The sequence below is a fragment of the Cupriavidus sp. USMAA2-4 genome (assembly GCF_001854305.1).
Lineage (GTDB): Bacteria > Pseudomonadota > Gammaproteobacteria > Burkholderiales > Burkholderiaceae > Cupriavidus > Cupriavidus malaysiensis.
This window is the reverse complement of sequence record NZ_CP017749.1, coordinates 3,369,293-3,394,525: the sequence shown is the minus strand read 5'-3', so window position 1 is coordinate 3,394,525 and position 25,233 is coordinate 3,369,293. Positions and strand designations below refer to the sequence as shown.

General features: G+C 71.2%; 21 protein-coding genes. 10 read left to right on the top strand and 11 right to left on the bottom strand.

The annotated features are described in order from the left end of the window. Nucleotides 1-229: 229 nt before the first annotated feature. A complete protein-coding gene (locus tag BKK79_RS34790) occupies nucleotides 230-685 on the top strand; it encodes a DUF2127 domain-containing protein (protein ID WP_071040118.1) in 456 nt (151 codons plus the stop codon). Between the two features lie 109 nt (nucleotides 686-794). Here the strand turns inward: BKK79_RS34790 and BKK79_RS34785 are convergent, their stop codons facing one another. Continuing rightward, nucleotides 795-1,757, bottom strand: a complete 963-nt coding sequence (locus BKK79_RS34785; RefSeq protein ID WP_071040117.1) for a LysR family transcriptional regulator — start codon at nucleotides 1,755-1,757, stop codon at nucleotides 795-797. 98 nt (nucleotides 1,758-1,855) lie between these two features. Here BKK79_RS34785 and BKK79_RS34780 point away from each other — a divergent pair, with 98 nt between their 5' ends. Both BKK79_RS34780 and BKK79_RS34775 read left to right on the top strand, forming a co-directional pair. After that, nucleotides 1,856-5,443 carry an indolepyruvate ferredoxin oxidoreductase family protein gene (locus BKK79_RS34780; protein ID WP_071040116.1) on the top strand — a complete coding sequence of 1,196 codons (3,588 nt, stop codon included), beginning with the start codon at nucleotides 1,856-1,858 and terminating at the stop codon, nucleotides 5,441-5,443. Between the two features lie 102 nt (nucleotides 5,444-5,545). Beyond that, the gene (locus tag BKK79_RS34775) at nucleotides 5,546-5,956 is read left to right on the top strand and encodes a hypothetical protein (protein WP_071040115.1); all 411 of its coding nucleotides are present in this window, start codon (nucleotides 5,546-5,548) and stop codon (nucleotides 5,954-5,956) included. A 27-nt stretch (nucleotides 5,957-5,983) separates the two neighbouring features. Here BKK79_RS34775 and rrtA read toward each other — a convergent pair whose 3' ends face one another. Both rrtA and BKK79_RS34765 read right to left on the bottom strand, forming a co-directional pair. After that, a complete protein-coding gene (gene rrtA / locus BKK79_RS34770; RefSeq protein ID WP_232346393.1) occupies nucleotides 5,984-6,628 on the bottom strand; it encodes a rhombosortase in 645 nt (214 codons plus the stop codon). Next, nucleotides 6,616-9,084 carry an ExeM/NucH family extracellular endonuclease gene (locus tag BKK79_RS34765; RefSeq protein ID WP_071040114.1) on the bottom strand — a complete coding sequence of 823 codons (2,469 nt, stop codon included), beginning with the start codon at nucleotides 9,082-9,084 and terminating at the stop codon, nucleotides 6,616-6,618. The genes rrtA and BKK79_RS34765 overlap by 13 nt, the downstream gene beginning before the upstream one ends. Nucleotides 9,085-9,487: 403 nt before the next feature. Here BKK79_RS34765 and BKK79_RS34760 point away from each other — a divergent pair, with 403 nt between their 5' ends. Further along, the gene (locus BKK79_RS34760; protein ID WP_071019452.1) at nucleotides 9,488-9,778 is read left to right on the top strand and encodes an antibiotic biosynthesis monooxygenase family protein; all 291 of its coding nucleotides are present in this window, start codon (nucleotides 9,488-9,490) and stop codon (nucleotides 9,776-9,778) included. Nucleotides 9,779-9,889: 111 nt separating this feature from the next. Continuing rightward, nucleotides 9,890-10,522: a CDP-alcohol phosphatidyltransferase family protein gene (locus BKK79_RS34755; protein WP_071040113.1), complete on the top strand. Its 633-nt coding sequence runs from the start codon at nucleotides 9,890-9,892 to the stop codon at nucleotides 10,520-10,522. Nucleotides 10,523-10,549: 27 nt separating this feature from the next. On the opposite strand, the gene BKK79_RS34750 is transcribed toward BKK79_RS34755, so the two are convergent. Together BKK79_RS34750 and BKK79_RS34745 are read right to left on the bottom strand one after the other, a co-directional pair. Then, nucleotides 10,550-12,367, bottom strand: a complete 1,818-nt coding sequence (locus BKK79_RS34750; protein ID WP_071040112.1) for an ATP-binding response regulator — start codon at nucleotides 12,365-12,367, stop codon at nucleotides 10,550-10,552. Between the two features lie 42 nt (nucleotides 12,368-12,409). Then, the gene (locus tag BKK79_RS34745) at nucleotides 12,410-13,039 is read right to left on the bottom strand and encodes a response regulator transcription factor (RefSeq protein WP_071019459.1); all 630 of its coding nucleotides are present in this window, start codon (nucleotides 13,037-13,039) and stop codon (nucleotides 12,410-12,412) included. A gap of 401 nt (nucleotides 13,040-13,440) precedes the next feature. On the opposite strand from BKK79_RS34745, the gene BKK79_RS34740 reads away from it, so the two are divergent. Together BKK79_RS34740 and BKK79_RS34735 are read left to right on the top strand one after the other, a co-directional pair. Beyond that, entirely contained in the window at nucleotides 13,441-14,505 is a 1,065-nt protein-coding gene (locus tag BKK79_RS34740) for a maleylacetate reductase (protein WP_071040111.1), read from the top strand. Between the two features lie 122 nt (nucleotides 14,506-14,627). Next, nucleotides 14,628-15,497, top strand: a complete 870-nt coding sequence (locus tag BKK79_RS34735) for an intradiol ring-cleavage dioxygenase (protein ID WP_071040110.1) — start codon at nucleotides 14,628-14,630, stop codon at nucleotides 15,495-15,497. A 62-nt stretch (nucleotides 15,498-15,559) separates the two neighbouring features. Here the strand turns inward: BKK79_RS34735 and BKK79_RS34730 are convergent, their stop codons facing one another. The 6 genes from BKK79_RS34730 to BKK79_RS34705 all read right to left on the bottom strand — a co-directional run bounded on the left by BKK79_RS34730 (nucleotide 15,560) and on the right by BKK79_RS34705 (nucleotide 21,672). Beyond that, nucleotides 15,560-16,405: a phosphodiesterase gene (locus tag BKK79_RS34730; RefSeq protein ID WP_071040109.1), complete on the bottom strand. Its 846-nt coding sequence runs from the start codon at nucleotides 16,403-16,405 to the stop codon at nucleotides 15,560-15,562. A gap of 55 nt (nucleotides 16,406-16,460) precedes the next feature. Then, nucleotides 16,461-17,525, bottom strand: a complete 1,065-nt coding sequence (locus BKK79_RS34725; RefSeq protein WP_071040108.1) for an ABC transporter ATP-binding protein — start codon at nucleotides 17,523-17,525, stop codon at nucleotides 16,461-16,463. Further along, nucleotides 17,518-18,429, bottom strand: a complete 912-nt coding sequence (locus BKK79_RS34720; RefSeq protein WP_071040107.1) for an ABC transporter permease — start codon at nucleotides 18,427-18,429, stop codon at nucleotides 17,518-17,520. The genes BKK79_RS34725 and BKK79_RS34720 overlap by 8 nt, the downstream gene beginning before the upstream one ends. A 10-nt stretch (nucleotides 18,430-18,439) precedes the next feature. Next, nucleotides 18,440-19,258: an ABC transporter permease gene (locus BKK79_RS34715; RefSeq protein ID WP_071040106.1), complete on the bottom strand. Its 819-nt coding sequence runs from the start codon at nucleotides 19,256-19,258 to the stop codon at nucleotides 18,440-18,442. 243 nt (nucleotides 19,259-19,501) lie between these two features. Continuing rightward, on the bottom strand, nucleotides 19,502-20,521 hold the full coding sequence (locus BKK79_RS34710; protein WP_071019477.1) for an ABC transporter substrate-binding protein: 1,020 nt from the start codon (nucleotides 20,519-20,521) through the stop codon (nucleotides 19,502-19,504). Continuing rightward, the gene (locus tag BKK79_RS34705) at nucleotides 20,521-21,672 is read right to left on the bottom strand and encodes a substrate-binding domain-containing protein (protein WP_083384481.1); all 1,152 of its coding nucleotides are present in this window, start codon (nucleotides 21,670-21,672) and stop codon (nucleotides 20,521-20,523) included. Before BKK79_RS34705 ends, BKK79_RS34710 begins: the two co-directional genes overlap by 1 nt. A gap of 389 nt (nucleotides 21,673-22,061) precedes the next feature. On the opposite strand from BKK79_RS34705, the gene BKK79_RS34700 reads away from it, so the two are divergent. The 3 genes from BKK79_RS34700 to hpaE are packed head-to-tail and all read left to right on the top strand — an operon-like array spanning nucleotide 22,062 to nucleotide 25,138. Beyond that, on the top strand, nucleotides 22,062-22,859 hold the full coding sequence (locus BKK79_RS34700; protein ID WP_232346392.1) for a fumarylacetoacetate hydrolase family protein: 798 nt from the start codon (nucleotides 22,062-22,064) through the stop codon (nucleotides 22,857-22,859). Beyond that, nucleotides 22,856-23,620: a fumarylacetoacetate hydrolase family protein gene (locus tag BKK79_RS34695; RefSeq protein WP_071019482.1), complete on the top strand. Its 765-nt coding sequence runs from the start codon at nucleotides 22,856-22,858 to the stop codon at nucleotides 23,618-23,620. Before BKK79_RS34700 ends, BKK79_RS34695 begins: the two co-directional genes overlap by 4 nt. Nucleotides 23,621-23,677: 57 nt before the next feature. After that, a complete protein-coding gene (gene hpaE / locus BKK79_RS34690) occupies nucleotides 23,678-25,138 on the top strand; it encodes a 5-carboxymethyl-2-hydroxymuconate semialdehyde dehydrogenase (protein WP_071040104.1) in 1,461 nt (486 codons plus the stop codon). Nucleotides 25,139-25,233: the final 95 nt, after the last annotated feature.

Genomic DNA, 25,233 nt, shown 5'->3' with positions numbered 1-25,233 from the left:
TCTAGTCAGCCATTGCCACAATTGAGGCGCTGACAACTCGCAGACTTTTTCTCAGCGTCGCTTGACGTTGCGGTGATGCCATGGCCTGTCGGATTGTTGCGCGCCGGCGGGCGGGTGCGCACGCAAGGCTCTGCCGCGCCCCGCCCCGCCGGATGCTGCACAATAGCGCCATCGCAACCGTTGACCGCAGTCGACCGTCAACCGTCAACAGAGAAGAGAAGGGAATCCGATGGCAAAGCCGAGCCGGCATCTGGGCCTGAAGGGCGTGGCCCTGTTCGAGGCCGCCAAGGGCGCGCTGGTGATCCTGGCGGGCCTGGGCCTGATCGCGCTGCTCCACCATGGCGCGCAGTCGGCGGCCGAAGAGATCGTGCGCAAGCTGCACCTCAACCCCGGCATGCACTATCCGCGTGTCTTCCTGGAGTTGTTCGACCATCCCAGCGACGCGCGCCTGTGGGCCATCGGCGGTTCCGCGCTGGCCTATGCCGCGATGCGTTTCACCGAGGCCTACGGCCTGTGGCGCGAGCGCGCCTGGGCGAGCTGGCTGGGCGTGTGGTCGGGCGGCATCTATATCCCGCTGGAGCTGTACCAGGCGGTGGTGCATCCGACCTTGCTGCACATCGGCCTGGCGCTGGCCAACGCCGCCGTGGTGCTGTACCTGGCCCAGGGCCTGCGGCGCCAGAACTGAATGCGGGCCGGGCGCGGCGGCTGCCATGTGCGGCCTGCCGCACCGCCTCGGCACCCCCATCACCGCCCATCACCGCCAATCCACACCAATCACCGCCAATCACCGCCGATCACCGCCCGCAGGCGTAGATCAGGAAGTCGCGCAGCGCCTCGGCCGGCCTGGCCAGCGTGGCGTCCTGCCGCCACAGCAGGCCGACTTCCATGTCGGGGATCACGTCGGCGATGGGGCGCGCTTCGATCTCCTTGCCCTCCAGCGACCAGGGCCGGAACACCATGTCGGACAGCACCGTGATGCCGAAGCCATGCGCGACCAGGCCGCGCATGGCTTCCATCGACGCCGTGCGGAAGGCGACCGAGGGCGTCTGCCGCTTGCTGCGCCAGTAGCGCAGCGTCGATTCCTCGCCTTCGTCCACCGTCAGCAGGATATAGGGCCAGGCCGCGATCTGCTTCAGCGTGGGCGCGCCGCCCTGCAGCAGCGGATGGCCGGGCGGCGCCCATAGCTGGCGGCGCGAGCGGAGCAGGGTGCGGTGGGCGAAGCGCTCGGGCCGCGTCACGTTCGACAGCAGCACCACGCCCAGCTCGATGTCGCCGGACAGCACCGCGGCCTCGATCTGCGGGCGGTCCATGTCGCACAGGTCGAACACCACGTCGGGATAGTGCGCGCGAAAGCGCGCCAGCAGGCTGGGCAGGAAGTAACCCAGCACGGTGTAGGAGGCGGCGAAGCGCACCGTGCCGGCCAGCTCGCGCACCTGGTAGCGCGGTTCGCGCAGGGCGTCCTCGACCGAGTCGAGGATATGGGTGACGCGCTGGTACAGGTGGTTGCCCTCCGCGGTCAGCGCCACGCCGTGCGGCAGGCGGTCGAACAGGCGCACGCCGAGCTGCTGCTCCAGCGCCAGCACCGCATTGGTGATGGCCGACTGCGAGACGTGCTCGCGCGTGGCCGCCATGGAGAACTGCCCGGTTTCCGCCGCCGCCTGGAAGTAGCGGAACTGGCGCAGCGTGACCTCCTTGGAGAGCGGGGTCTCGCGCGTCTTGGCGTCCTTGGCGGGGGGAGGGGATTGCCGGCTTGCCATGCGTTTTTCGGATACCAGGGCTGAGATTTCGTGATTTTACGATAGCGAGGGGCAATCCTACACTCGCCGGACAACCCGTGCAGCCGGAGACAATGCACATGAACCGTCCCCTCTCGCCCGACGAGCAGCAAGCGCTCGCCGACACCCTGGCGGCCGCCAGCCTCGACGACAAGTACACCCTGCAGAAGGGCCGCGTCTACCTGAGCGGAACCCAGGCCCTGGTGCGGCTGCCGCTGCTGCAGAAGGCGCGCGACGCCGCCGTCGGCCTCAATACCGCCGGCTATATCTCCGGCTACCGCGGCTCGCCGCTGGGCGGCCTGGACCAGGCGCTGTGGAAGGCCAAGCCGCACCTGGCCGCCAGCGACGTGGTGTTCCAGCCGGGCATCAACGAGGACCTGGCCGCCACCGCCGTGTGGGGCACCCAGCAGGTCAACCTGTTCCCCGGCGCCACGCGCGATGGCGTGTTCTCGATGTGGTACGGCAAGGGCCCGGGCGTGGACCGTTCGATGGACGTCTTCAAGCACGGCAACTCGGCCGGCTCGTCGCCGCACGGCGGCGTGCTGGTGCTGGCCGGCGACGACCATGCCGCCAAGTCGTCCTCGGTAGCGCACCAGTCCGAGCACGTGCTGCTGGCGGCGGGCATCCCCGTGCTGTATCCGGCCAATGTGCAGGAATACCTCGACTACGGGCTGCACGGCTGGGCCATGAGCCGCTACTCGGGGCTGTGGGTGGCGATGAAGTGCGTGACCGACGTGGTGGAGTCGACCGCCTCGGTGGAGATCGATCCCGAGCGCGTGCAGGTGGTGCTGCCGGAGGACTTCGCCGTCCCCGCGGGCGGGCTCAATATCCGCTGGCCGGATCCGCCGCTGGCGCAGGAAGCGCGCCTGCTGGACCACAAGTGGTATGCGGCGCTGGCCTATATCCGCGCCAACAAGCTCAACCGTGTGGTGCTGGATTCGCCGCAGGCGCGCTTCGGCATCATGACCGCCGGCAAGGCCTATCTGGACGTGCGCCAGGCGCTGGTGGACCTGGGCCTGGACGACGACACTTGCCGCCGCATCGGCATCCGCGTGTTCAAGGTCGGTTGCGTGTGGCCGCTCGATGCGCAGGACGCGCGCGAGTTCGCCACCGGGCTGGAAGAGATCCTGGTGGTGGAGGAGAAGCGGCAGATCCTGGAGTACGCGCTCAAGGAAGAGCTGTACAACTGGCGCGAGGACGTGCGCCCCAAGGTCTACGGCAAGTTCGACGAGCGCGGCAACCAGGGCGGGGAGTGGTCGCTGCCGCGCGGCAACTGGCTGCTGCCGGCGCACTACGAACTGTCGCCGGCGCTGATCGCCAAGGCCATCGCGCGCCGCCTGGAGAAGGCCGAGCTGCCGGCCGACGTGCGCGAGCGCATCGCCGCGCGCGTGGCCCTGATCGAGGCCAAGGAGCGCGAGGCGGCGCGGCCGCGCCTGACGGTGGAGCGCAAGCCCTGGTTCTGCTCGGGCTGTCCGCACAACACCTCGACGCGCGTGCCCGAGGGCTCGCGCGCGCTGGCCGGCATCGGCTGCCACTACATGGCGATGTGGATGGACCGCAATACCGATACCTTCAGCCAGATGGGCGGCGAGGGCGTGGCCTGGACCGGCCAGATGCACTTCACCAGCGAGAAGCATGTCTTCGTCAACCTGGGCGACGGCACCTACTTCCACTCGGGCCTGCTGGCGATCCGCGCAGCCATCGCCGCCAAGGCGCGCATCACCTACAAGATCCTGTTCAACGACGCCGTGGCGATGACCGGCGGCCAGCCGGTCGACGGCGTGCTGACGGTGCCGCAGATCGCCCACCAGGTGGCGGCCGAGGGCGCGCGCGAGATCGTGGTGGTGACCGACGAGCCGCTCAAGTACGGCGACGGCGGCATGCTGCCGGCCGGCGTCACGGTGCACCACCGCGACCAGCTCGACGCCATCCAGCTGCGCCTGCGCGACACCGAGGGCGTCACGGTGCTGATCTACGACCAGACCTGCGCCACCGAGAAGCGCCGCCGCCGCAAGCGCGGCACCATGGCCGACCCGGCCCGGCGCGCCTTCATCAACGACGCGGTGTGCGAAGGCTGCGGCGATTGCTCGGTCAAGTCCAACTGCCTGTCGGTGGAGCCGCTGGAGACGGACCTGGGCACCAAGCGCCGCATCAACCAGTCCTCGTGCAACAAGGACTTCTCCTGCGTCAACGGTTTCTGCCCCAGCTTCGTCACCGCCGAGGGCGCGCAGGTGCGCAAGCCGCGCGCGGCCGCCGGCAAGGACGGCGCGGGCGTGGACGCGGCCGAGCTGCCCGAGCCCGTGCTGCCGGCGCTGGAGCGGCCCTACGGCGTGCTCGTCACCGGGGTCGGCGGCACCGGCGTGGTCACCATCGGCGGCCTGCTGGGCATGGCGGCGCACCTGGAACGCAAGGGCGTGACCGTGCTCGACATGGCCGGCCTGGCGCAGAAGGGCGGCGCCGTGCTCAGCCACGTGCAGATCGCGCCGGCGCCGGCCGGGCTGCACGCGACCCGCATTGCCACCGGCGAAGCGCGCCTGCTGATCGGCTGCGACGCCATCGTGTCGGCATCGCCGGAAGTGCTGTCGAAGATGCGGCAGGGCGTCACCGCCGCCGCCGTCAACAGCGCCAACACGCCGACCGCCGAGTTCATCGGCAACCGCAACTGGACCTTCCCCGGCGCCTCCGCCGAGCAGGAGGTGCGCGCCGCCGTGGGCGAGGCCTGCGCCTTCCTCGACGCCAATGCCTGGGCGGTCACCCTGCTGGGCGACGCGATCTACTCCAATCCGCTGCTGCTGGGCTTCGCCTGGCAGAAGGGCTGGATCCCGCTGGCGCAGGCCAGCCTGGTGCGCGCCATCGAGCTGAACGCGGTGGCGGTGGAGAAGAACCTGGCCGCCTTCACCTGGGGCCGGGCGCTGGCCCACCTGGGCGAGGCGGCGGTGCGCGCGCGCCTGCCGGCGGCGGCGCCGGCCAAGGTGCTGCCGCTGCCGGAAACGCTGGACGGCCTGCTGCGCCGGCGCGAGGCGTTGCTGACGGCCTACCAGGATGCGGCCTATGCGTCCCGCTACCGCGCCGTGGTCGAGCGCGTGCGCGCCGCCGAGGCCGCGCTGCCGGGCGGCGGCAGGCTGGCGCTGACCCGCGCGGTGGCGCGCAACCTGGCCAAGCTGATGGCCTACAAGGACGAGTACGAAGTCGCCCGCCTGTATACCGACCCGGACTTCCTCGACAAGCTGCGCGCGCAGTTCGAGGGCGAACCGGGCAAGGATTACCAGCTCGCCTTCCACCTGGCGCCGCCGCTGCTGGCGCGCAAGGATGCGCAGGGGCGCTTGCTCAAGCGGCGCTTCGGTCCCGGCGTGCTGACGGCGTTCCGCCTGCTGGCGCGCCTGAAAGGGCTGCGCGGCACCTGGTTCGATCCCTTCGGCAGGACCGAGGAGCGGCGCGCGGAGCGGCGGCTGGTCGAGGACTATATCGCCCTGTGCGATGGCTTTGCCGCCACCCTGTCGGCGGCGAACCTCGATATTGCCGTGCAACTGGCGGAACTGCCGGACCAGATCCGCGGCTACGGCCACGTGAAGGCGCTCAGCATGGAGCAGGCCGCACAGCGCCGCGCGGCGCTGCAGGCCGACTACCAGGCCCGGCCGGCGGCGGGGCGTGGCGAGGCGGTCGCTTGAGCCGGCGGCCCGGGGCTTGCCCGAGATTTTTTCGCGGCAGCCTGTAAGGGGGCGCTGGCCGGCGCGACGAATGGGCTCATTCCCCCGTTGCCGGAGACTGCCATGCAAGCCCTGTTCGCCAAGACCCTGTTCGCCACCGCCCTCGTGACCGGCGCCGTCCTGCCGCTGGGCGGGGCGGCGCATGCCGCCATGCGTGATGCTGCCACCGGCGCCGGCATGCCGGCCGCGATGGCCCCGGAAGCCTCGATGACAAGGCGCGATGTCTTTACCGATGGCGCTCGCCGTGGCCGCTTCGATGTCTATGCCGAGGGCGCGCGGCAGGTGGCCGGCCTTGACCGCAGCGGCGTGTCGTCCGATCCCGCCCGCCACCCCGATGTGTACAGCGACGGCGCCCGCGGCCGGCGCTATGACGTCTACACGGATGGTGCGCGGCAGCTGGCCGGCATGGATACGCGCGGCGTGTCCGCCCCGCCGTCCCATGCCGCCGGCTCGGTCGCCGGCGCGCTGGCTTGACGGGGCAGGGCGGTGCTGCAGGGGCGGTCAGCGTAGCGCCGCGCGCCGGAGCGGTCCGGCCAGCGCCAGCACGGCGCCGCCGGCCAGTCCGGCGAAATGGGCCGCGGCCAGCGGCGGCGCGCCCAGCCACGCGGCATCGGCCGCGCCGCCGTCGGCCAGCCATTGCCAGGCGGCCCGGGCCACCAGCGCTGCCAGCAGCAGGGCGGCGACCGCCTCGCCGCGGCAGCGCGGCAGCAGGGCCAGCGTGGCCAGGCCGTAGTTGATGCCGGAGAAGCCCGCGTAGCGTTGCAGGTCCGGCAGGGCGGCGAACAGCGCGATGCCGATGGCGCCGCCCAGCAGCAGGCAGCAGCGCCCGGCGCGCAGCGGCGCCGGCAGGATGGCGGCCAGCGCGAGCAGGCCGCCGGCATTGAGCAGGCAGTGGGCCCAGCCGAGATGGACGAAGTGGCCGGAGAGCAGCCGCCACAGTTCGCCGCCGGCGATGGCGGCGCGTTCGTAGCGCAGCGCGGCGGCGACCGCCGGACCGCCGGCCTGCAGTGCCAGCAGCAGCACGGCGATCGCCAGGAAGCCGGGATGCACCGGACTGCGCGCCAGCCAGCCGGTCCGGCGCGGGCATCCCGTTGCAGGGACACCCGCGCGGCCGGCGCGGTCGTGCGTGGCGCTCAGGCGCGCCACGAGCGGCGGCGTGCCAGCGCGGCCACGCCGGCGGCCAGGGTCAGCCACATCAGCGGGTCGAGCGAGCCGGCGCCCGAGTCGCCGCTATTGCCAGCACTGCCAGCACTGCCGGCACTACCGCTGGTGCTGCCATTGCCCTCGGTGCCGGCGCTGCCGGCTGCCGTGGTCTTCAGCGACAGGTCGACGATCACCGGGTCGTGGTCCGAGGAGCGATAGGCGTCCGGCGCATAGTAGGTCTGCTGCTGCTCGGTGCTCTTGTAGGCGAAGGAGTATTCCAGCGCGATCGGCTCGTCGGCGTTGATGTGCCATTCGTGCACGGCGCGCACGCGCTCGGCCAGGCCGGCGGTGGCCAGCGCATGGTCGATGTAGCCCGATTCGCCGCCGTACACATAGCTGTAGGCATCCTTGCCGACGAACCTGGCGACCAGGTCGGCGTAGCCCTTGTCGGCGAACAGCAGCACCGGGTCCTCCTTGGCGTAGCTGTTGAGGTCGCCGATCAGCAGCTTGCCCGCGTCGGCCACGCCGGTCGGCGAGGTGGCCAGCCAGTCGGCGATCAGGCCGGCGGCGCGCAGGCGCGTCGGGTTCCAGCAGCTCTGGCCGTCGCCCTGGTCGGCGTCCTTGCCGGTGGCGCCGGTACAGCCCTTCGACTTCAGGTGGTTGACCACCACCGTGACGTTGTGGCTGCCACCGATGCGGCGGAAGGTGCGCGCCAGCGGCTGGCGGTTCTTATCGTCGATGGCGAGGGTGGCGGGCACACCGACCGGTTCCACGTTGCGGCTGTTGTAGATCAGCGCCACCGTGATGGCGTCGCCGCCCAGCTTGGCCACGCCCGGATCGACGAAGCGCCAGTCGGCGCCGAGCTGGCTGGTCAGGCGCTTGATCGCGCTCAGCTCGCCATAGCCGTCGTTCTCGATCTCCATCAGGCCGACCACGTCCGCATCGATGGCGCGGATGGCGGCCACGATCTTGGCCTCCTGGCGCTCGAATTCGGCCTGCGTCTTGGCGCCGCGGTTGTTCGGATCGTCGAAGCCCGCGCCCTTGCCGTCGCCGTTGAAGTAGTTCAGCACGTTGAAGGAGGCCACGCGCACGTCGGCCTGCGCGTGGCGCGCCGGCGCGCCGGTACGCGGGTTGCCGGCCGCGTTGAAGGCGGGCGCGGTGGCGCCGGGAACGGGCTGCAGGCGCCAGGCGCTGTAGCGCATCTCCAGCACGCCCTGCACGCCGCTGACCGTGTAGCCGGCGCGCACCGGGTTGGCGGCCGACAGGCCGGGCGCCGGGTAGGGCACGCTGCCCGGGTTCTGCTGGTTGGAGCCGTCGTCCAGCACCAGCCGGTTGAGCGCGTTGGCGGCGGCCTGCGCGGCGGCGCCGCCCTGGGCCGGGGCCACGTTGGTGGGCAGCGGCAGGCGGCCGTTGCTGAGCAGCACACTGCCGTAGCGGCCGAGTTCATAGGTCTCGCTGACGGTCAGCGTCTGCGGCAGGCGCACCAGCATGCCTTCGTAGGCGGACAGCGCCTGGGTGCCGGCCAGCGGCAGGGTGACGTCGACCGGCGTGACGCTGTGGCCGCTGGAGCAGCTGGCGAAGCCGCCGGTGGCGAGCGTGAGCTGGGTCTGGCCGTACTTCTCCTCGACCTTGCCGACCAGGTGGACCAGGTCACCGGCGCGCGCGGTCACGCCGGGCGCATAGATGAACAGGCCCTCGGACACGCCGGGCAGCTTGCGGCGCTGGGCGTCGGCCTGCTGCACGAAGAAGCCGTTGAAACCGTTGGCGCCGCTGTAGTCGGCCGTCACCACGGCCTCCACCTCGACGCTCTTGCCCGCCATCGGCGAGGGGGCCACGCTGCCCTGGATATCGGCGATGGCGGTTGCCGTCGCGCCGCACACCGCCTGCACCGGCGGGGTGGTACCGCCCTGGCCGTTGTACTGGCCGAGATCGGAGAAGTCGTCCACCGCGTAGGAATCCCACTGCAACGCCGGGTCGAACGCCGCGGTGGTGGCGGTATCGCCCTGCTTGACGGTGGACTTGCGGCGCAGCGTATGGTCTTTGGTGCCGGCCTCGGCCGTGCCCCAGAAGCCGGCCGGGGGTTGGTAGCCGACCTGGCCGAGGTGGTCGACCACGGTGCCCGAGCGGGTCAGGGTGATGGCGTCGTCGCCGTTGAAGGTGAAACCGACGGTCTGGTTGGCGCGCGCGCCGAGCACGGCGGCCAGCGTGCTGTGGGCCATCACGTGGACCGCGCCGGGCGCGAGCTTGCCGGTCAGCGCAAAGGAGCTGGTGGGCGTGCTGGCGCCGTTGTTGTACTGCTCGATCTTGTAGAGGGACAGGTCGGCCTCGGTGGCATCGGGGTTGTAGATCTCGATGGCCTTGTTGTTGGAGGTGCCCTCCACGTACTCGCTGATGAAAAGCTCGGCGTGGGCTGGCAAGGCCAGCAGGAGCAGGGTGGGTAAGGTGTAGTGGAGGCGCATGGGGTGGCTCTTTCCTGGAGAGATTCGTGCTTTGGTGCACGATTGGCATGAACAGCAAAGCGCAGGATGCTAGGCAATGCCGATGACGGGACGATGACTGGTTGGCATACATTGGCCTGGCCTGCGCCCTCATCCGCTTCATCCGCTGCGTCCGCCTCGTTCGCTTCCCTCCGGGAGCCGCCGCCTGCCCGGCGCCCGCCGCCTTTCTAGCCGAGGCACATGACAAGCGACAGGCGACAAGCAACAGGTGCGCGGCCGCGGCGCCATGTCCGGCGGGCGGCCGTGCGGTTCCCGTGGCGCCGCTCCCGATGCACAATGCGGGTGGCGGTGCCGTCCCGGCGCGCGCGCTGGCCGTGCGCGCGGGACGCTCCCCGGACTCCCATCTCTCCTGGAAGACACCCACATGATTTCCGAAATCGCACAGTTTTCGATCAAGCCCGGCATGGAAGCGCAGTTCGAGCAGGGCGTGGCGCAGGCCAAGCCGATTTTCCTGCGCGCGCGCGGCTGCCACGGCCTGAATCTGCTCAAGTCGATCGAAGAACCGTCCCTCTACACGCTGGTCGTGTCCTGGGACACCGTGGAAGACCACATGGTCCATTTCCGCGAGTCGGCCGACTTCCTCGAGTGGCGCCGCCTGGTCGGCGACTGCTTCGCCGCGGCGCCCAAGGTCGGGCACGCGAGCACGGTGCTCTGATCAGCGTGCTCGGAGCACGGCGCGTGAGACACGGCCCAGCGTGCCGCCGGCTGGCGCCGGCGGCGCTCCTGGCCTATCGTTAGCGTGCCGGCGCAGAGCCCAAGGACTGCCATGTCATCCCCGATCGAACGCCCCAAGCACTTCACGATGCTGCGCGAGCTGCAGCTCGCCGACCTGTTCACGCTGGGCAACGCCGCCTGCGGCATGGGCTCGGTCTTCTTCGCCATGTTCTACGTGGCGGGGCGCGACCCGGCCGATTTCTTCGTCGCCGCCGCGCTGGCGCCGGCGGCCTTCCTCTTCGATGTGCTCGACGGCCGCATCGCGCGCTGGCGCCACCAGCATTCGGCGCTCGGCCGCGAGCTGGATTCGCTGGCCGACATCATCTCTTTCGGCGTCGGCCCCGCCGTGCTGGCCTTTGCCGCCGGGCTGCGCGGCGGCTGGGACCTGGCGGTGCTGATCTACTTCGTCTGCTGCGGCGTGAGCCGGCTGGCGCGCTTCAACGTGACCGCCGAGCAGCTCTCTGCCGGCAGCGACAAGGTGGCCTACTTCGAAGGCACGCCGATTCCGACCAGCGTGCTGCTGACCGCCGTGCTGGCCTGGTGCGCCGCGCAGGAGCGTATCGGCGACGCGCTGCCCGGCGGGGTATGGAGCCTCGGTCCGGCCGACCTGCATCCGCTGGTGCTGCTGTTCGCGCTGTCCGGCACCCTCATGGTCAGCAAGGCGCTGCACATCCCGAAGATCTGAGATCCGGGTGCCGGCGCCCGGCCGGCTTCAGTCCTGCGCCGGCGCCGACCGCACCCAGCCGTGCTCGCGCATCTTGGCGAGCATGGCGGCCTGCAGCGCCTCGGCCACCACGGGTTTGTGCAGCAGCGTTTCCCCTTCCGTATGCACGTCGCGCAGGCGGTCGGCGGCGGTGTCGCCGGTGACGATGATGGCCGGCACCTGCCGGCCCAGGCGCGCGCGGATCGCTTCGGTGGCCTGCAGGCCGGTGCGGTCGCCGCGCAGGCGGTAGTCCGCCAGCAGCAGGTCGGGCGTGAAGCTGTCCGACACGGCCAGCGCTTCGGCTTCGGAGTCCACCGCGCGGCACAGGCAGCCCCAGCCGGCCAGCAGCTCGCAGATGGCGATGCGGATGGCCTCGTCGTCGTCGATCACCAGCACCGACAGGCCGTCCAGGCTGCTGGGCGCCGGCATGGCGGGGGCTTCCTCCGGCTCGCTGGCCGACAGCGGCAGCAGCAGGCCGAACACCGAGCCGCGCCCGGGGCGCGAGGCCAGCGTGACGCGCGTGTCCATGGTGCGCGCCAGCCCCTCGACGATGGCCAGGCCGAGCCCCAGCCCCTTGCGCTGGTCGCGTTCGGGATTGCCGAGCTGGTGGAACTCGCGGAACACCGCGCGCTGCTGCTCGGGCGGAATGCCGATGCCGGTATCCCATACTTCCAGCCGGGCCTGCTGCGGTGGCTGGCGTGGCCGCCGCTGTGGCCGGCACGCCACCAGCACACCGCCCTGCGGCGTGTAGCGGATCGCATTGGCGATCAGGTTGCGCAGCACCAGCTCGACCAGGGTGGGGTCGCCGAACAGCACCGCGGTGGTGTCGCGCGTGCGGTAGACCAGGCCGCGCGCATTGGCCTGCGGCGCGAACTCGTTCTCCAGCTTGTGCAGCAGCGGCTGCAGGCGGAAGGCGCGTGGCCGCGCCACCACCACGCCGGCGTCGAGCTTGGAGAAGTCGAGCAGGGTATTGAGCATCTCGCGCGCGGCGCCCGAGCAGGAGCGGATGTGCTCGGTCAACTGGCGCTGGTGCGCGTCGAGCGGGGTGCGGTCCAGCGACACGACGAACAGGCCGAGCGCGTGCAGCGGCTGGCGCAGGTCGTGGCTGGCCGAGGCCAGGAACACGGACTTGGCGCGGTTGGCTTCCTCGGCGGCGCGCTGGGCGCGCTCCGAGCGCGCGGTCTGCTCGCGCAACTGGTGGATCAGGTCGACATTCTCGAAGCGCAGCGCGATCGAGTGCCGGGCCACCCGCGCATAGTTGCGCGCGAACACGATCAGCACGCCGAGATAGAGCGGCGTGCCGAGGAACATCGGCAGGTAGTCGAGGTCGCCGGTGGCGAGGAAGACGAGCCAGACCGGCACGATGGCCGGCAGGAAGAAGCCCACCGCGACTGGCAGGCAGGCAGAGAACACCGCCAGCGCGGCCGCGCTCATGCCCGCCAGCAGCGACAGCACGCAGATCACGGTGGAAGGCGAGCGCACGTCCAGGTAGAGCCAGGCGACCAGGCCCCACAGGGCGCCGATCAGGGTCAGCACGATGGTGACGGCGCGCGCGTAGCGCGGCGCCTGGGCCTCGCTGAGGCGCTCGGGGATGCGGAAGCGCCCGTAGTGCGCGGCGGCGCAGGCCAGCACCATGGCCGCGGCCCAGGGCAGCGGGCCGAGGGTGCGATGGGTCAGGCTGAGGCCGACGGCCAGGATCACGGCGGCGAGCGAACTGCCGAGCATGGCCACGCCGAAGCTCTCGTCGAGCAGCCCCATCTGCGCGGCCAGCAGGCGCGGCTCGTCGAAGCGGGGCAGCAGCGGCAGGCGTGGAAAGGAGCGGGGCATCGCGCGGGCTCGGGCTGTCGTCTGGCTGGCCGGCGGGCGGGCTCAGCGGGCGTGGATCAGCCCGCGCCGCTGCGCCTCGAGGATGGCCTCGACGCGGCTGACCACGCCCAGGTGGTCGAGGATGGCGGCCACGTGCACGCGCACGGTGTTCTCGGAGAGGCCGAGATGATGGGCGATGACCTTGTTGGAGCGGCCCAGGCTGAGCTGCTCCAGCACCTCGAGCTGGCGCGGCGTCAGCGGACTGGGCTGGTAGCGCGCCGCCGGCGCGGCGGCGCCGCTGCGCTCGGTGGCGAAGTAGCTGCCGCCGTCCAGGCAGCGGGCGAGCGCCTCCTCGATCTGGCGGGTGTCGGCCGACTTGGGCAGGAAGCCCGCCAGTTCGCGCCGCACTTCGGCCGGCACGCCCTCCAGCCCGGAAGTGCCGGAGACGATCAGGATGCGCGCCTGCGGGAAATGGCGGCGCAGTACCTTGACCCCTTCGATACCATTCAGGCCGGGCATCTGGATGTCGAGCAGCAGGACGTCGATGGCCTGCCCGCCGAAGGCCTGCACCGCGTCCATGACCGAACCGCTCTCGACGATGGTGGCGACGCGCGGCGAGTCCGCCAGCACCAGGCGCAGGCCGGTGCGGAACAGGGTGTGGTCGTCGATCAGGAGCAGGCTGGCGCGGGACATGTGGACTAGAAGCGCGGAGACGGTGCCGGGACACGGGGGTGCCCGGCGGGTGCATGGCGCACCACCGGTGCGCGGCGATGTGATTGAAGCGCATTCCGGCGGCTTTGTCCATGTGCCCGATGCGCGGCACGAAGGCGGGTGTGGGACTTCCGCAGCTTAGTCCGTATGGACTATTCCGCTTTGGCCACCGGGCTGCGATGATGCGACAGCCGCTGCCCCCGCGGGGCCGGCGGCACCACTTCGTCTACCCACTACCACCCGGCAGTGGGTTTTTTTTCGTCCGCCGGCAGGCGCCCCGCGCCGGGGCTATGATGCACAAGGCACGGCGATGTGGCGGCAGGGCCGCCGCATCGTGCCGGGCCAGTGACCAGTGAGCAGTGACCGGAACGGAGAGGGGGAGCATGCGGTTCGTCTACCAGGGTTTGCCGTCGCGCGTGGTGTTCGAGAGCGGGGCGCTGGCGCGGCTGCCGGAAGAGGTGGCGGCGCTTGGCGCGCGCCGCGCGCTGGTGCTGACCACGCCCGGCCAGCGGGCGTTGGGGGAACAGGTGGCACAGGCCCTGGGAGAGCGCGCCGCCGGCGTGCACCCCGGCGCGGTGATGCACGTGCCGCTGGAATCGGCCGAGGCGGCCCGCGCCGAAGCGGCCCGCCTGGGCGCCGACTGCTGCGTGGCGGTGGGCGGCGGCTCCACCATCGGCCTGGGCAAGGCCATCGCGCTGACCTCGGCCCTGCCCATCGTGGCGGTGCCGACCACTTACGCCGGTTCCGAGATGACGCCGATCTACGGCATCACCGACGGCGGCCTCAAGAAGACCGGGCGCGACCTGCGCGTGCTGCCGCGCACGGTGGTCTACGATCCGCTGCTGACGCTGGGCCTGCCGCCGGCGCTGTCGGCCAGTTCGGGCGTGAACGCCATGGCCCATGCGGTGGAGGCCCTCTATGCCCGCGATGCCAATCCCATCATCAGCCTCATGGCCGAGGAAGCGATCCGCGCACTCGCCCGGGCGCTGTCCGCCGTGGTGGCGGACCCGGCCGACCGCGAGGCGCGCGCCGGCGCCCTGTACGGGGCCTGGCTGGCCGGCGCCTGCCTGGGCGCGGTCGGCATGGCGCTGCACCACAAGCTGTGCCACACGCTGGGCGGTACCTTCAACCTGCCGCATGCACAGACGCACACCATCGTGCTGCCGCATGCGGCCCACTACAACCACGCCGCCGCGCCCGAGGCGCTCGGCCGCGTGGCGCGCGCGCTCGGCGGCAGCGCCGCCGAGGAGGCCGGGCCGCTGCTGTTCGCCCTCAACCAGCGCCTGGGCGTGCCGCTGGCGCTGGCCGGGATCGGCATGCCGGAGGACGGCCTGGAACGCGCCGCGCAGCTGGCGGTGGCGAACCCCTACGACAATCCGCGCCCCGTCACCTATGACGAGGTGCTCGCCATGCTCAGGCGCGCCTGGCACGGCGAGGCGCCGGCCTGAGCGCGGCGGCGGAAGCCAGCCGGAAGAGAGTCGAAAGAGAGTCGAAAGAGAGTCGAAAGAGAGCCGAACGAGAGCCGGACAACACAGACAGGCGCGCCAGGCGCCGACCCAGGAGACACGCCATGAACGAAGCCCATGCCGCCGAAGCGCGCCTGACCCGGCAGGTCATCGACACCTTCGCCAGGACCCCGGACCCGCGCCTGCGGCACCTGATGCAGGCGCTGGTGCGCCACCTGCACGCCTTCGTCAGCGAGGTGGAGCCGACCGAGGCCGAGTGGATGGCCGCGATCCGCTTCCTGACCGAGACCGGGCAGACCTGCGACGGCGTGGTGCGCCAGGAGTTCATCCTGCTGTCGGACACGCTCGGCGTGTCGATGCTGGTGGATGCGATCAACCACCGCAAGCCGGCCGGCGCCACCGAGAGCACGGTGTTCGGCCCGTTCTACATGGCCGGCATGCCCGAGCGCGCCACCGGCGAGAACATGGCTCTCACGGCCGGCAGCCCGGCGCTGGTGCACGGGCACGTGCGCGATACCGAGGGCCGCCCGCTGGCCGGCGCGACGCTCGACGTCTGGCAGACCGCGGTCAACGGCATGTACTCGGGGCAGGACACCGCGCAGCCGCACGGCAACCTGCGCGGCCGCTATCGCACCGACGCGGACGGCTACTACGCGATCCGCACCATCCTGCCGGTGTCCTACCCGATCCCGGACGATGGTCCCGTGGGACGCATGATGGCGGCCACCGGTCGGCATGTGTACCGGCCCGCCCACCTGCATTTCATGATCGAGGCGGAGGGCAAGCGGACCCTGGTCACGCATGTGTTCAACGCCGGCGATCCCTACCTGGACTCGGACGCGGTGTTCGGCGTCAAGCCGGCGCTGGTGATCGCGTACGCCGAGCGCGGCGCCGGCGACGCGCTGGCCGGTCGCTTCGGCTTCGAGACGCCGTTCCACGAAGGCCGCTACGACTTCGTGCTGTCCGCGCAGTAGTCCGGCGCAGTAGAGCGGCGCAGCGGGCCGCCTCACTGCGCGGGCACTGAGTCCGCGCGGCCTCAGTCGATCAGCCTGCCATCCGCATCGTAGAAGGGATAGGCCGGCCCGTGGTCGCCGCTGGCGGCGGCATGGGTGACCAGGCCGTGCCGGGCATGCCACCAGTGCAGCAGGTAGCCCGGCGGCTCCATGCGGAAGCGCGAGGGCGCCTGCGGATCGAGGTCGAGCGCCACCTGGTGGGCCGGTCCGGGCGCGGTCATGGCCAGGGTGCCGCCGAAGCGGCGCACGATGTGGCGGTGCAGGTGGCCGCACAGCACGCGCTCCACCTGGGGGTGGCGGCGCACCACTGCCTCCAGGTCGGCGGCGCCCTCCAGCCCCTGCGTGTCCATGTGGCCGATGCCGGTGTGGAAAGGCGGGTGGTGCAGCATCAGCAAGGTCGGCGTGGCCGGCGCCGCGGCAAGCGTGGCATCCAGCCACCGCAGGCCGGCCGCTTCGGCGCGGCCGCCGCTGCGGCCCGGCACGGTGCAGTCGAAGCCCACCAGGCGCAGCGGACCGGCGTCCACGGCGTAGTGCACCGGCTCGTCGCCGGCGCCGCCGGAGAACAGGTAGGCGTGGTCGGGGAACACCCGGCGCAGCATGGCGCGGCTGTCGTGGTTGCCGGGCAGCAGGTAGACCGGCATCGGCAGGGCGGCCAGCAGGCCGCGCAGGAAGCGGTATTCCTCTTCGCTGCCGAAGTCGACCAGGTCGCCGGTGGCGACCACGGCGTCCGGGCGCTGCGGCGCCACCAGCAGGGTGTCGAGGCAGCGCTGCAGCGCGCCGGCGGTATCGACCACGCCATAGGAAAGGCGTCCGCCGGCCTTGATGTGCAGGTCGGTGATCTGGGCGATCAGGTAGGTGTCGGTTGTCATGGCAGAAGGAGGATGATCGGTGGCGGGGGCCGGTGGCGCGGCCCCGGTGGCTGGTTCATGCGGCGGCGGCCGGCGCTGCCGGCAGGGTGATCAGGTGGGCCGCCTCGACCCGCAGGCCGATGCGTGAGCCCGCCGGCCAGTCGCCGCGCCGGGCGGTGTCGACCACCAGCGGCGCGGGGGCGCCGACATCGACCAGCAGCCGCGTGCAGGAGCCGAGGAAGAGGGCCGCCAGCACGCTGCCGTGCAGCGCGGCCGCCTCGCCGTCGGCGGCCGGGGCCACGTCCTCGGGCCGGAACATCAGTTCCGCCTGGGCATGGCCGTCCTCCGCGGCGCGTGGCAGCCAGCCGCCCGGCACCTGCCAGGCGCCGCCGGCCGCGCTGGCGGGCAGGCGGTTCATGGTGCCGATGAAGTCCGCCACGAAGGCGCTGGCGGGGGCACGGTAGATCTCCTGCGGGGTGCCGGTCTGGGCGATGCGGCCCTTGTCCATCACGATGATGCGGTCGCCCAGCGCCATCGCTTCGGCCTGGTCGTGGGTCACATAGACGGCGGTGATGCCGAGGCTGCGCAGCAGGTGGTTGATATCGGCGCGCAGGGTGTCGCGCAGCTTGGCGTCGAGCGCGGTCAAGGGTTCGTCCAGCAGCAGCACGCGCGGCTGCACGGCGATGGCGCGCGCCAGCGCGACGCGCTGGCGCTGGCCGCCGGAGAGCTGGTCGACGCGGCGGTCGGCCAGCGCCTCCAGGTGCATCATGCCCAGCATCTCGTCGACGCGGCGGCGCCGCGCGGCGCTGTCGAGGCGGCGCACGCGCAGGCCATAGCCGATGTTCTCCGCCACCGTCATGTTGGGGAACAAGGCATAGCTCTGGAACACCATGCCGACGCCGCGCTTCTCGATCGGCAGCGTGGTCACGTCCTGCTCGCCGAACCACACCTCGCCGCCGGCGTCGGGGAATTCCAGGCCGGCGATCAGGCGCAGCGTGGTGGTCTTGCCGCAGCCCGAGGGCCCGAGCAGCACCACGGTCTCGGCGGCGCCGATGTCGAGATCGAGCGGCTGCAGCGCTACGGTGCCGTCGGCGAAGGTCTTGGCGCAGCCGCGCAGGCGGATGGGAATGGTGTCATGCATGGCGGGTCTCGGCGTTGAGCTGGGCGGCGGGGGCAGCGATGGAGGTGGCCTCGCCGGCGGCATCGGGCATCGGCGCGCGGTGCTTGCGCGCGCGTGCGCCGGCGGCCGACAGGGCCTGCATCAGCACCAGCAGGGGAATGATCATCAGGAAGAAGACGATGGTGTAGGCGGAGCCGATCTCCAGCCGCATCGAGGCGTAGCTGTCGGCCAGGCCGACCGGCAGCGTCTGCGTGGTCGGGGTGTGCAGCATCCAGGTCAGGTTGAACTCGCCGACCGACAGCGTGACCACCATCAGCGCGCCCGCCAGGATGCCCTGGCGGCAGTTGGGCAGCACCACGCCGAAGAAGCGCTGCAGGCGCGAGGCCCCCAGGCTGGCGGCGGCGTCTTCGAGCGTGCGCACGTCGATGGCCGATAGCACGGCCAGCACCGCGCGCACCATGAACGGCAGCGTGAAGAGCACGTGGCCGATCAGGATGAAGACCCAGCTGGTGCGCAGCGCCGCCCAGCCGCCGTAGAGCAGGATCAGGCCGAGCGCCGTGGCCAGTCCGGGCACGGCCACCGGCAGCATCAGCAGCTCCTCGACCAGGCGCGTCAGGCGCCCGCGCCGCAGCGCCATGTAGTAGGCGGCGGGCACGCCCAGCACCAGGGTGCAGGCCAGGCAGGCCAGCGCGATGCCCAGCGAGAGGAAGATGGTGCCGCGGTAGAGCGCCCATACCTCGCCCAGCCAGCGCGTGGTCAGGCCGCTGGCCAGGCCGATGAAGATATTGTTGGTGAGGCCGGCCAGCACCGACAGCACCACCGGCGCGGTCATGAACAGGCAGACGGCGGCGGTCAGCGCGAACTGCAGCCAGTAGCCGGCGCGGCGGCTGTGGTGGGCCTGGCGGGCGTTGGGAAGGGAGGACATAGGCGGTCTCCTAGGCGGTGGCGGCCACGGCGTCGCCCGAGAACCAGCGCGCCAGCGCCAGCAGGGCCCAGGTGACCGCGCCCAACAGCACCGACAGCGCGGCGGCCATGCCGAAATTGGCGTAGTTGGTGAACTCGTTGTAGATGGTGAGCGGCAGCACGTCGAGCTGGGTGGCCAGCGTGAAGGCCGTGCCGAAGGCGCCCATGCTGGTGGCGAAGCAGATCGCGCCGCTCGACACCAGCGCCGGCATCAGCGCGGGCAGCATGACGTCGCGCACCACGCCCCAGGGGCCGGCGCCGAGCGAGCGCGCCGCCTCTTCCAGCGAGGGGTCGAGCTTCTCCACCGCCGCCATCACGGTGAGGATCACGCGCGGGATGGAGAAGTACAGATAGCCGACGAACAGGCCGGCCAGGCCGTAGGCGAAGGTCCAGCGCTCGCCGGCCAGCCGGTCGCCGAGCGCCGCCAGCAGGCCGTTGCGGCCGCCCAGCATGATCACCATGAAGCCGATCACCACGCCCGGGAAGGCCAGCGGAAAGGTCAGCATGGCGACCAGCACCGGCTTGCCCGGCACCGGGTGGCGCTGCAGGAAGGTGCCGGCCACGCCGGCGATCAGCAGCGTGGCCAGCGTCACCGTGCCGGACAGCAGCACGGTCACCAGCAGGCTGTGCAGGTAGCGCGGGCTGCTGAGCATGGTCCAGTAGACGCCGGCGCCCTGTTCTCCGCCGACGCTGACGGCGAGCAGCCTGGCCATCGGCAGGCAGAAGAAGGCCGCGAAGACGACCAGCGCGGGCAGGGCGAAGAGGAAGAGGAGGGGAGGGCGGCGTGGCATGGCTTGGGTGGGAGTCGTGGTTTCGATGGCCGCTGAGTGGGCATGGGCGCGGGCACGAACTCCGCGCTGGGTTGTCTCCCCTCTCCCGCTTGCGGGAGAGGGGCGGGGGTGAGGGCGGGCATTCGCCAGAACGATGACACTCGCTTTGCGCGGGCGCCGGCCCTCACCCCCGGCCCCTCTCCCACGCTGTGGGAGAGGGGAGCAAACCATCGCGGGGATGGTGCGATCACGCCTGCCCCGCCCTCAGCGCACCTCTTTCAAATACTGGTCGCTGAAGGCTTTCTGCACCTCGGCCATCTTGCCGTAGTCCACCGTCCTGGCGCGCGCATAGTCGGCGGCCGGCAGGAAGCGCGCCTGCACGTCCTTGGGCATGGTGCCGCGCACCGGCCGCAGGTAGGCATTGGCCCACAGCGCCTGGCCGGCGTCGGACAGCACGAAGTCGAGCACCTTGCGGCCCTCGGCTTCATGCGGAGCCTTGTTGACCAGGCTCATCACATAAGGCACCACCACCGAGCCTTCCTTCGGAATGACGAAGGCGACGTTGGCGTGGTCCTTGTAGCGCGCCCGGTAGGCGTTGAAGTCGTAGTCCAGCAGGATGGGGATCTCGCCCGACAGCACGCGCGCGTAGGCGGTCTGCTTGGGCACGATGGGCTGGTTCTTCTGCAGGTCCTTGAAGTACTTGAAGGCCGGGCCGAAGTTGTCCAGGGTGCCGCCCAGCGCCTGGTTGACGGCCACCGCGCCGACGTAGCCGACGAAGGCGCTGGCGGGGTCGAGATAGCCGACCAGGCCCTTGTACTCGGGCTTGAGCAGGTCGGCCCACGACTGCGGCACCGGCTTGCCGCGCAGCGCGTCGACATTGACCATGAAGCCCATGGTGCCCGAGTGGATGGCGAACCAGTTGCCCTGCGGGTCCTTGAGGCCGTCGGGAATGTCGGCCCAGTGGGCCGGCTTGTAGGCGGCGGTGACGCCGTCCTTGCGGGCCTGGATGCCGAAGGTCACGCCGTAGTAGACCACGTCGGCGACCGGGCTGGCCTTCTCGGCCACCAGTTGCGCCAGCGACTGGCCGGAGTTCTTGTTGTCGAACGGCACGGTGACGCCGGTCTTGTCCTTGATGGCGCGGATCTGCGCGGCCCAGTCGGCCCATTCGGGCGGGCAGTTGTAGCAGATCGCGGTCTGGGCGGCGGCGGCATGGCTGAGCGCGGCGGTGCCGAGGGCCAGTGCGATCGCGCGCAGGCCGCGGCGCCAGGAACGAATCGGATGCATCAGGAACTCCTTGGTTGGACTGCGGGGGGGACAGCGTCGGAAAGGGCTGCGGGCGCAGCGTCGGATGAAGCGTCGGGGACTATGGCATCGGCACCGGCTGCGGCAGCGTCACCCGGCGGCGCGCCGATGGTGCCGCCCGGGCGCAGCGCATGCGCCAGCAGCGTCACGCGTGCGCCGGCGGGTGCGGCGCCAGGTTCGAGCCGGGCCAGCAGGCGCGCGATGGCCTGCGCGCCGATCTCGCCGCTGGGCTGCGCCACGGTGGCCAGCGCGGGCTCGACCGCCGTGCCCAGCGCGATGCCGTCGTAGCCGAGCACCGAGACATCGGCCGGCACGCGCAGGCCCAGGCGGCGCAGGTCGGAGATCACGCCGATGGCCAGCAGGTCATTGGTACAGAACAGCGCGGTGGGCGCTCCGGGGCCCGCCATCAGCGCCGCCAGCTGGTCTGCGTTGCTGGCCGTGTGCGAGGGCAGGCACAGCGCGGGGGCGGGCGCGAGGCCCTGCGCACGCATGGCGTCCTGGTAGCCGGCGAAGCGCTGGCGCGCACGGTCGGAGGCGATGAAGGCGCCCGACACCACGGCGATGCGCCGGTGCCCGGCGGCCAGCAGGGCCTGCACACCGGCGCAGGCGCTGGCGCGGTTGTCCACCGAGACCGAGTGGCGCCGCCCGCGCGGCCCGGCCTGGTTGTAGGCCAGCACGTAGGGGATGTCTTCCGTGTCGAGCTGGTCGAGCACGGCGCTGCGGGCGGCGTCCGCCACGGTCAGCACCATGCCGTCGACGCGGTGGCGCAGCAGGTACTCGACGCGCTCGCGTTCGCGCTCCGGCCGGTAGCCGCTGGTCACCAGCATCAGCGAATACCCGGCCGCCAGCGCGGCCTCTTCGATGCCATGCCAGCACTCGGCGAAAACCGCGTTCTCCAGCGTCGGCAGCATCACGCCGATCATGCGGGTGCGCTGCGCGCGCAGCTTGCTGCCCAGCAGGTTGGGGCGGAAGCGCAGCGTGCGGGCGGCGTCGAGCACGCGCTGCGCGGTGGCGTCGCGTACCAGCGCCGGGCTGCTGAACACGCGCGAGGCCGTGGCCAGCGACACGCGTGCGGCCTCGGCGACATCGGCCAGGGTCGCGGCGCCGGGAAGCGGGGCATCGTCTTGCGTCATCGGCGGGCTGCTTGCCGGCAGCGTGCCGGCAGGTTTGAAAACGTTTTCATTTCAGTCGAAAAAAAGCGGGCGTCAAGGCCCGTCACGGTATGCGCGCATGTTGCGCTGCGGCATCCCGGCGCGTCGATGCACCGGCAACCGTGTCTGGGCGGCATTGTGCGGAGCGTCGATGACAGCGCCATGACAGCGCGGTAAGGTGACGTAGGGTGACGGCGGCGGCCATCGGCGCAAGGCTGGAGCGTGCCGGCGCCGGCGCGAGACACGGTGCTTGAAAGCAGCGGTCTTTTTAATTAACATGTTAATCAATGAGTGAGCACGAGACCGGCGCGTCGGTCACGCGGGCATGGCGCCCGCCGCCGGCACCGGTCCATCGGGAGCGAGAGGAGACCATGAGCGCAAGCATGACGCGGCTGGCACGGATCGCCGTGCGCGGCGGCCAGCCGGCCACCGCCGAGGTGGAGGCAACGAGCGGGCTGCCGCTGGACGGCGGCCGCACGCTGGACCCGGCGGCCTTCCGCTGGCTGCCGGCGGTGACCGGCACCGTCTACGGGGCGCTGCTGAACTACCGCGGCGCGCTGGCGGCCCTGGGTGACAGCGTCCACGCCGCGCCCTACCAGGCGCCGCCGGCGGCGCCGATCCTGTACCTCAAGCCGGCCAACACCCTGGCCGGCCACCTCGCCGAGGTCGAACTGGCGCCCGGCACGGAGACGCTCGAGATCGGCGCCGCGCTGGGCATTGTGATCGGCCGGCGCGCCACCCGCATCGACGCGGCGCGCGCTGCCGACTACATCGCTGGCTACACCGTGGTGTCCGACCTCAGCGTGCCCCACGCCAGCTACTACCGTCCGGCGGTGCGCCACAAGTGCCGCGACGGCTACTGCCCGATCGGCCCCTGGATCACGCCCCGCGCGGCGGTGGCCGACGCCGGCGCGCTGGCGCTTTCGGTGCGCATCAACGGCGAGGTGCGGCAGCGCAACCACACATCCAACCTGATCCGTCCGGTCGAGCAGTTGCTGGCGGAAGTCAGCGCCTTCATGTCGCTGGAAGCCGGCGACGTGCTGCTGGCCGGCGTGCCGGAGGGCGCGCCGCTGGCGCGCGCCGGCGACGTGGTGGAGATCGAGATCGAGCATGTCGGCCGCCTGCAGCACCGCGTGGTGGCGGCCGCCCGTAGCGGGGAGGCAGCATGAAGACCGCGCGCGTTGCGTATGACGGCCTGGTCCACGGTGCCCGGCCTGCCGGCGCGGGCCGGCTGAAGCTGGACGACGGCCGCGAAGTGGCCGAGGACGCGGTGGTGTGGCTGCCGCCGGTGGCGCCGCGCACCAGTTTCGCGCTGGGGCTGAACTATGCCGACCACGCGAAGGAACTGGCCTTCAAGGCACCGGAGGAACCGCTGGTCTTCCTCAAGGGGCCGGGCACCTTCATCGGCCACCGCGGCCGCACCATCCGCCCGGACGGCGTCAAGTACATGCATTACGAGTGCGAGCTGGCGGTGGTGATCGGCCGCACCGCGCGCCACGTCAAGGAAGCCGATGCCTATGACTATGTGCGCGGCTACACCGTGGCCAACGACTACGCCATCCGCGACTACCTCGAGAACTACTACCGTCCCAACCTGCGGGTGAAGAACCGCGATACCTGCACGCCGCTGGGCCCCTGGCTGGTGGACCGCGACGATATCGACGACCCGATGAACCTGACCCTGCGCACCACCGTCAACGGCAAGCTGACGCAGGAGGGCTCGACGCGCGACATGATCTTCGGCATCCCGTGGCTGATCGCCTACCTGAGCAGCTTCATGACGCTGGAAGCCGGCGACATGATCCTCACCGGCACGCCGGAAGGGCTGGCCGACACGCAGCCCGGCGACGAGGTCGTCACGGAGATCGAGGGCATCGGACGGCTGGTGAACACCATCGCCGCCGCGGGCGGATACGGCAGCACCGACTGAAGCGCCGGGCGCAGCGGACACACGTACTTGCCGGGCGCCGGCAGCAAGGAGACTGAGATGATCAAGCACTGGATCGATGGCAAGCAGGTCGACAGCAAGGACCGCTTCACCACCTGGAACCCCGCCACCGGCGAGGCCATCGCCGAGGTCGCCGCGGGCGGCGAGGCGGAGATCGACGCCGCCGTCGCCGCGGCCAAGGCGGCCTTTCCCAAGTGGGCCAACACACCGGCCAAGGAACGCGCGCGCGTCATGCGCCGGCTCGGCGAGCTGATCGCGCAGAACGTGCCGCAGCTGGCGGCGCTGGAAACGCAGGACACCGGCCTGCCCATCGCGCAGACCAGCAAGCAGCTGATCCCGCGCGCTTCCGAGAACTTCAACTTTTTCGCCGAGGTGTGCGTGCAGATGAACGGGCGCACCTATCCGGTCGACGACCAGATGCTCAACTACACGCTCTACCAGCCGGTCGGCGTGTGCGCGCTGATCTCGCCGTGGAACGTGCCCTTCATGACGGCCACCTGGAAGGTCGCGCCCTGCCTGGCGCTGGGCAATACCGCCGTGCTGAAGATGTCCGAGCTGTCGCCGCTCACCGCCGACCAGCTCGGCATGCTGGCGCTGGAAGCCGGCGTGCCGCCCGGCGTGCTCAACGTGGTGCAGGGCCTGGGCGCCACGGCCGGCGACGCGCTGGTGCGCCATCCGGACGTGCGCGCGGTTTCCTTCACCGGCGGCACCGTCACCGGCAAGCGCATCATCGAGCGCGCCGGCCTGAAGAAGTTCTCGATGGAACTGGGCGGCAAGTCGCCGGTGCTGGTGTTCGACGACGCCGACCTCGAGCGCGCGCTCGACGCGGCCCTGTTCACCATCTTCTCGATCAACGGCGAGCGCTGTACCGCCGGCTCGCGCATCTTCGTGCAGGAGACCGTCTACGACGAATTCGTGCGCCAGTTTGCCGAGCGCGCCGCACGCCTGCGCGTGGGCGACCCGACCGACCCGCAGACCCATGTCGGCGCGATGATCACGCGCCAGCATTGGGAAAAGGTGACCGGCTACATCCGTCTGGGCGAACAGGAAGGCGCACGCATCCTGGCCGGCGGCCCCGAACTGCCCGAAGGCCTGCCCGCGCACCTGAAACACGGCAACTTCGTGCGCCCGACGGTGCTGGCCGACGTCGACAACCGCATGCGCGTGGCGCAGGAAGAGATCTTCGGGCCCGTGGCCTGCCTGATCCCGTTCAAGGACGAGGAAGACGGCCTGGCGCAGGCCAACGACACCAGCTACGGCCTGGCCTCCTATATCTGGACCCGGGACGTGGGCAAGGTGCACCGCCTGGCACGCGGCATCGAGGCCGGCATGGTCTTCGTCAACAGCCAGAACGTGCGCGACCTGCGCCAGCCCTTCGGCGGCACCAAGGAATCCGGCACCGGGCGCGAGGGCGGCGAGTACAGCTTCGAAGTGTTTGCCGAGGTGAAGAACGTGTGTATTTCGATGGGCAGCCACCATATCCCCAAGTGGGGGGTATGAGGGCCGGGGGGAATGGGCAGTGGGCAGGCGCTGGCATGAGGTGAACGCCGTCGTACTGCCGAATGCCGGCCCTCACCCCCGACCGCTCTCCCGCG

Excerpts from the sequence above, each read along its gene's own strand:
- BKK79_RS34790 (WP_071040118.1), top strand. The coding sequence starts at position 230 with ATGGCAAAGCCGAGCCGGCATCTGGGCCTGAAGGGCGTGGCCCTGTTC.
- BKK79_RS34785 (WP_071040117.1), bottom strand. The coding sequence starts at position 1,757 with ATGGCAAGCCGGCAATCCCCTCCCCCCGCCAAGGACGCCAAGACGCGC.
- BKK79_RS34780 (WP_071040116.1), top strand. The coding sequence starts at position 1,856 with ATGAACCGTCCCCTCTCGCCCGACGAGCAGCAAGCGCTCGCCGACACC.
- BKK79_RS34775 (WP_071040115.1), top strand. The coding sequence starts at position 5,546 with ATGCAAGCCCTGTTCGCCAAGACCCTGTTCGCCACCGCCCTCGTGACC.
- BKK79_RS34765 (WP_071040114.1), bottom strand. The coding sequence starts at position 9,084 with ATGCGCCTCCACTACACCTTACCCACCCTGCTCCTGCTGGCCTTGCCA.
- BKK79_RS34760 (WP_071019452.1), top strand. The coding sequence starts at position 9,488 with ATGATTTCCGAAATCGCACAGTTTTCGATCAAGCCCGGCATGGAAGCG.
- BKK79_RS34755 (WP_071040113.1), top strand. The coding sequence starts at position 9,890 with ATGTCATCCCCGATCGAACGCCCCAAGCACTTCACGATGCTGCGCGAG.
- BKK79_RS34750 (WP_071040112.1), bottom strand. The coding sequence starts at position 12,367 with ATGCCCCGCTCCTTTCCACGCCTGCCGCTGCTGCCCCGCTTCGACGAG.
- BKK79_RS34745 (WP_071019459.1), bottom strand. The coding sequence starts at position 13,039 with ATGTCCCGCGCCAGCCTGCTCCTGATCGACGACCACACCCTGTTCCGC.
- BKK79_RS34740 (WP_071040111.1), top strand. The coding sequence starts at position 13,441 with ATGCGGTTCGTCTACCAGGGTTTGCCGTCGCGCGTGGTGTTCGAGAGC.
- BKK79_RS34735 (WP_071040110.1), top strand. The coding sequence starts at position 14,628 with ATGAACGAAGCCCATGCCGCCGAAGCGCGCCTGACCCGGCAGGTCATC.
- BKK79_RS34730 (WP_071040109.1), bottom strand. The coding sequence starts at position 16,405 with ATGACAACCGACACCTACCTGATCGCCCAGATCACCGACCTGCACATC.
- BKK79_RS34725 (WP_071040108.1), bottom strand. The coding sequence starts at position 17,525 with ATGCATGACACCATTCCCATCCGCCTGCGCGGCTGCGCCAAGACCTTC.
- BKK79_RS34720 (WP_071040107.1), bottom strand. The coding sequence starts at position 18,429 with ATGTCCTCCCTTCCCAACGCCCGCCAGGCCCACCACAGCCGCCGCGCC.
- BKK79_RS34715 (WP_071040106.1), bottom strand. The coding sequence starts at position 19,258 with ATGCCACGCCGCCCTCCCCTCCTCTTCCTCTTCGCCCTGCCCGCGCTG.
- BKK79_RS34710 (WP_071019477.1), bottom strand. The coding sequence starts at position 20,521 with ATGCATCCGATTCGTTCCTGGCGCCGCGGCCTGCGCGCGATCGCACTG.
- BKK79_RS34705 (WP_083384481.1), bottom strand. The coding sequence starts at position 21,672 with ATGACGCAAGACGATGCCCCGCTTCCCGGCGCCGCGACCCTGGCCGAT.
- BKK79_RS34700 (WP_232346392.1), top strand. The coding sequence starts at position 22,062 with ATGAGCGCAAGCATGACGCGGCTGGCACGGATCGCCGTGCGCGGCGGC.
- BKK79_RS34695 (WP_071019482.1), top strand. The coding sequence starts at position 22,856 with ATGAAGACCGCGCGCGTTGCGTATGACGGCCTGGTCCACGGTGCCCGG.
- hpaE (WP_071040104.1), top strand. The coding sequence starts at position 23,678 with ATGATCAAGCACTGGATCGATGGCAAGCAGGTCGACAGCAAGGACCGC.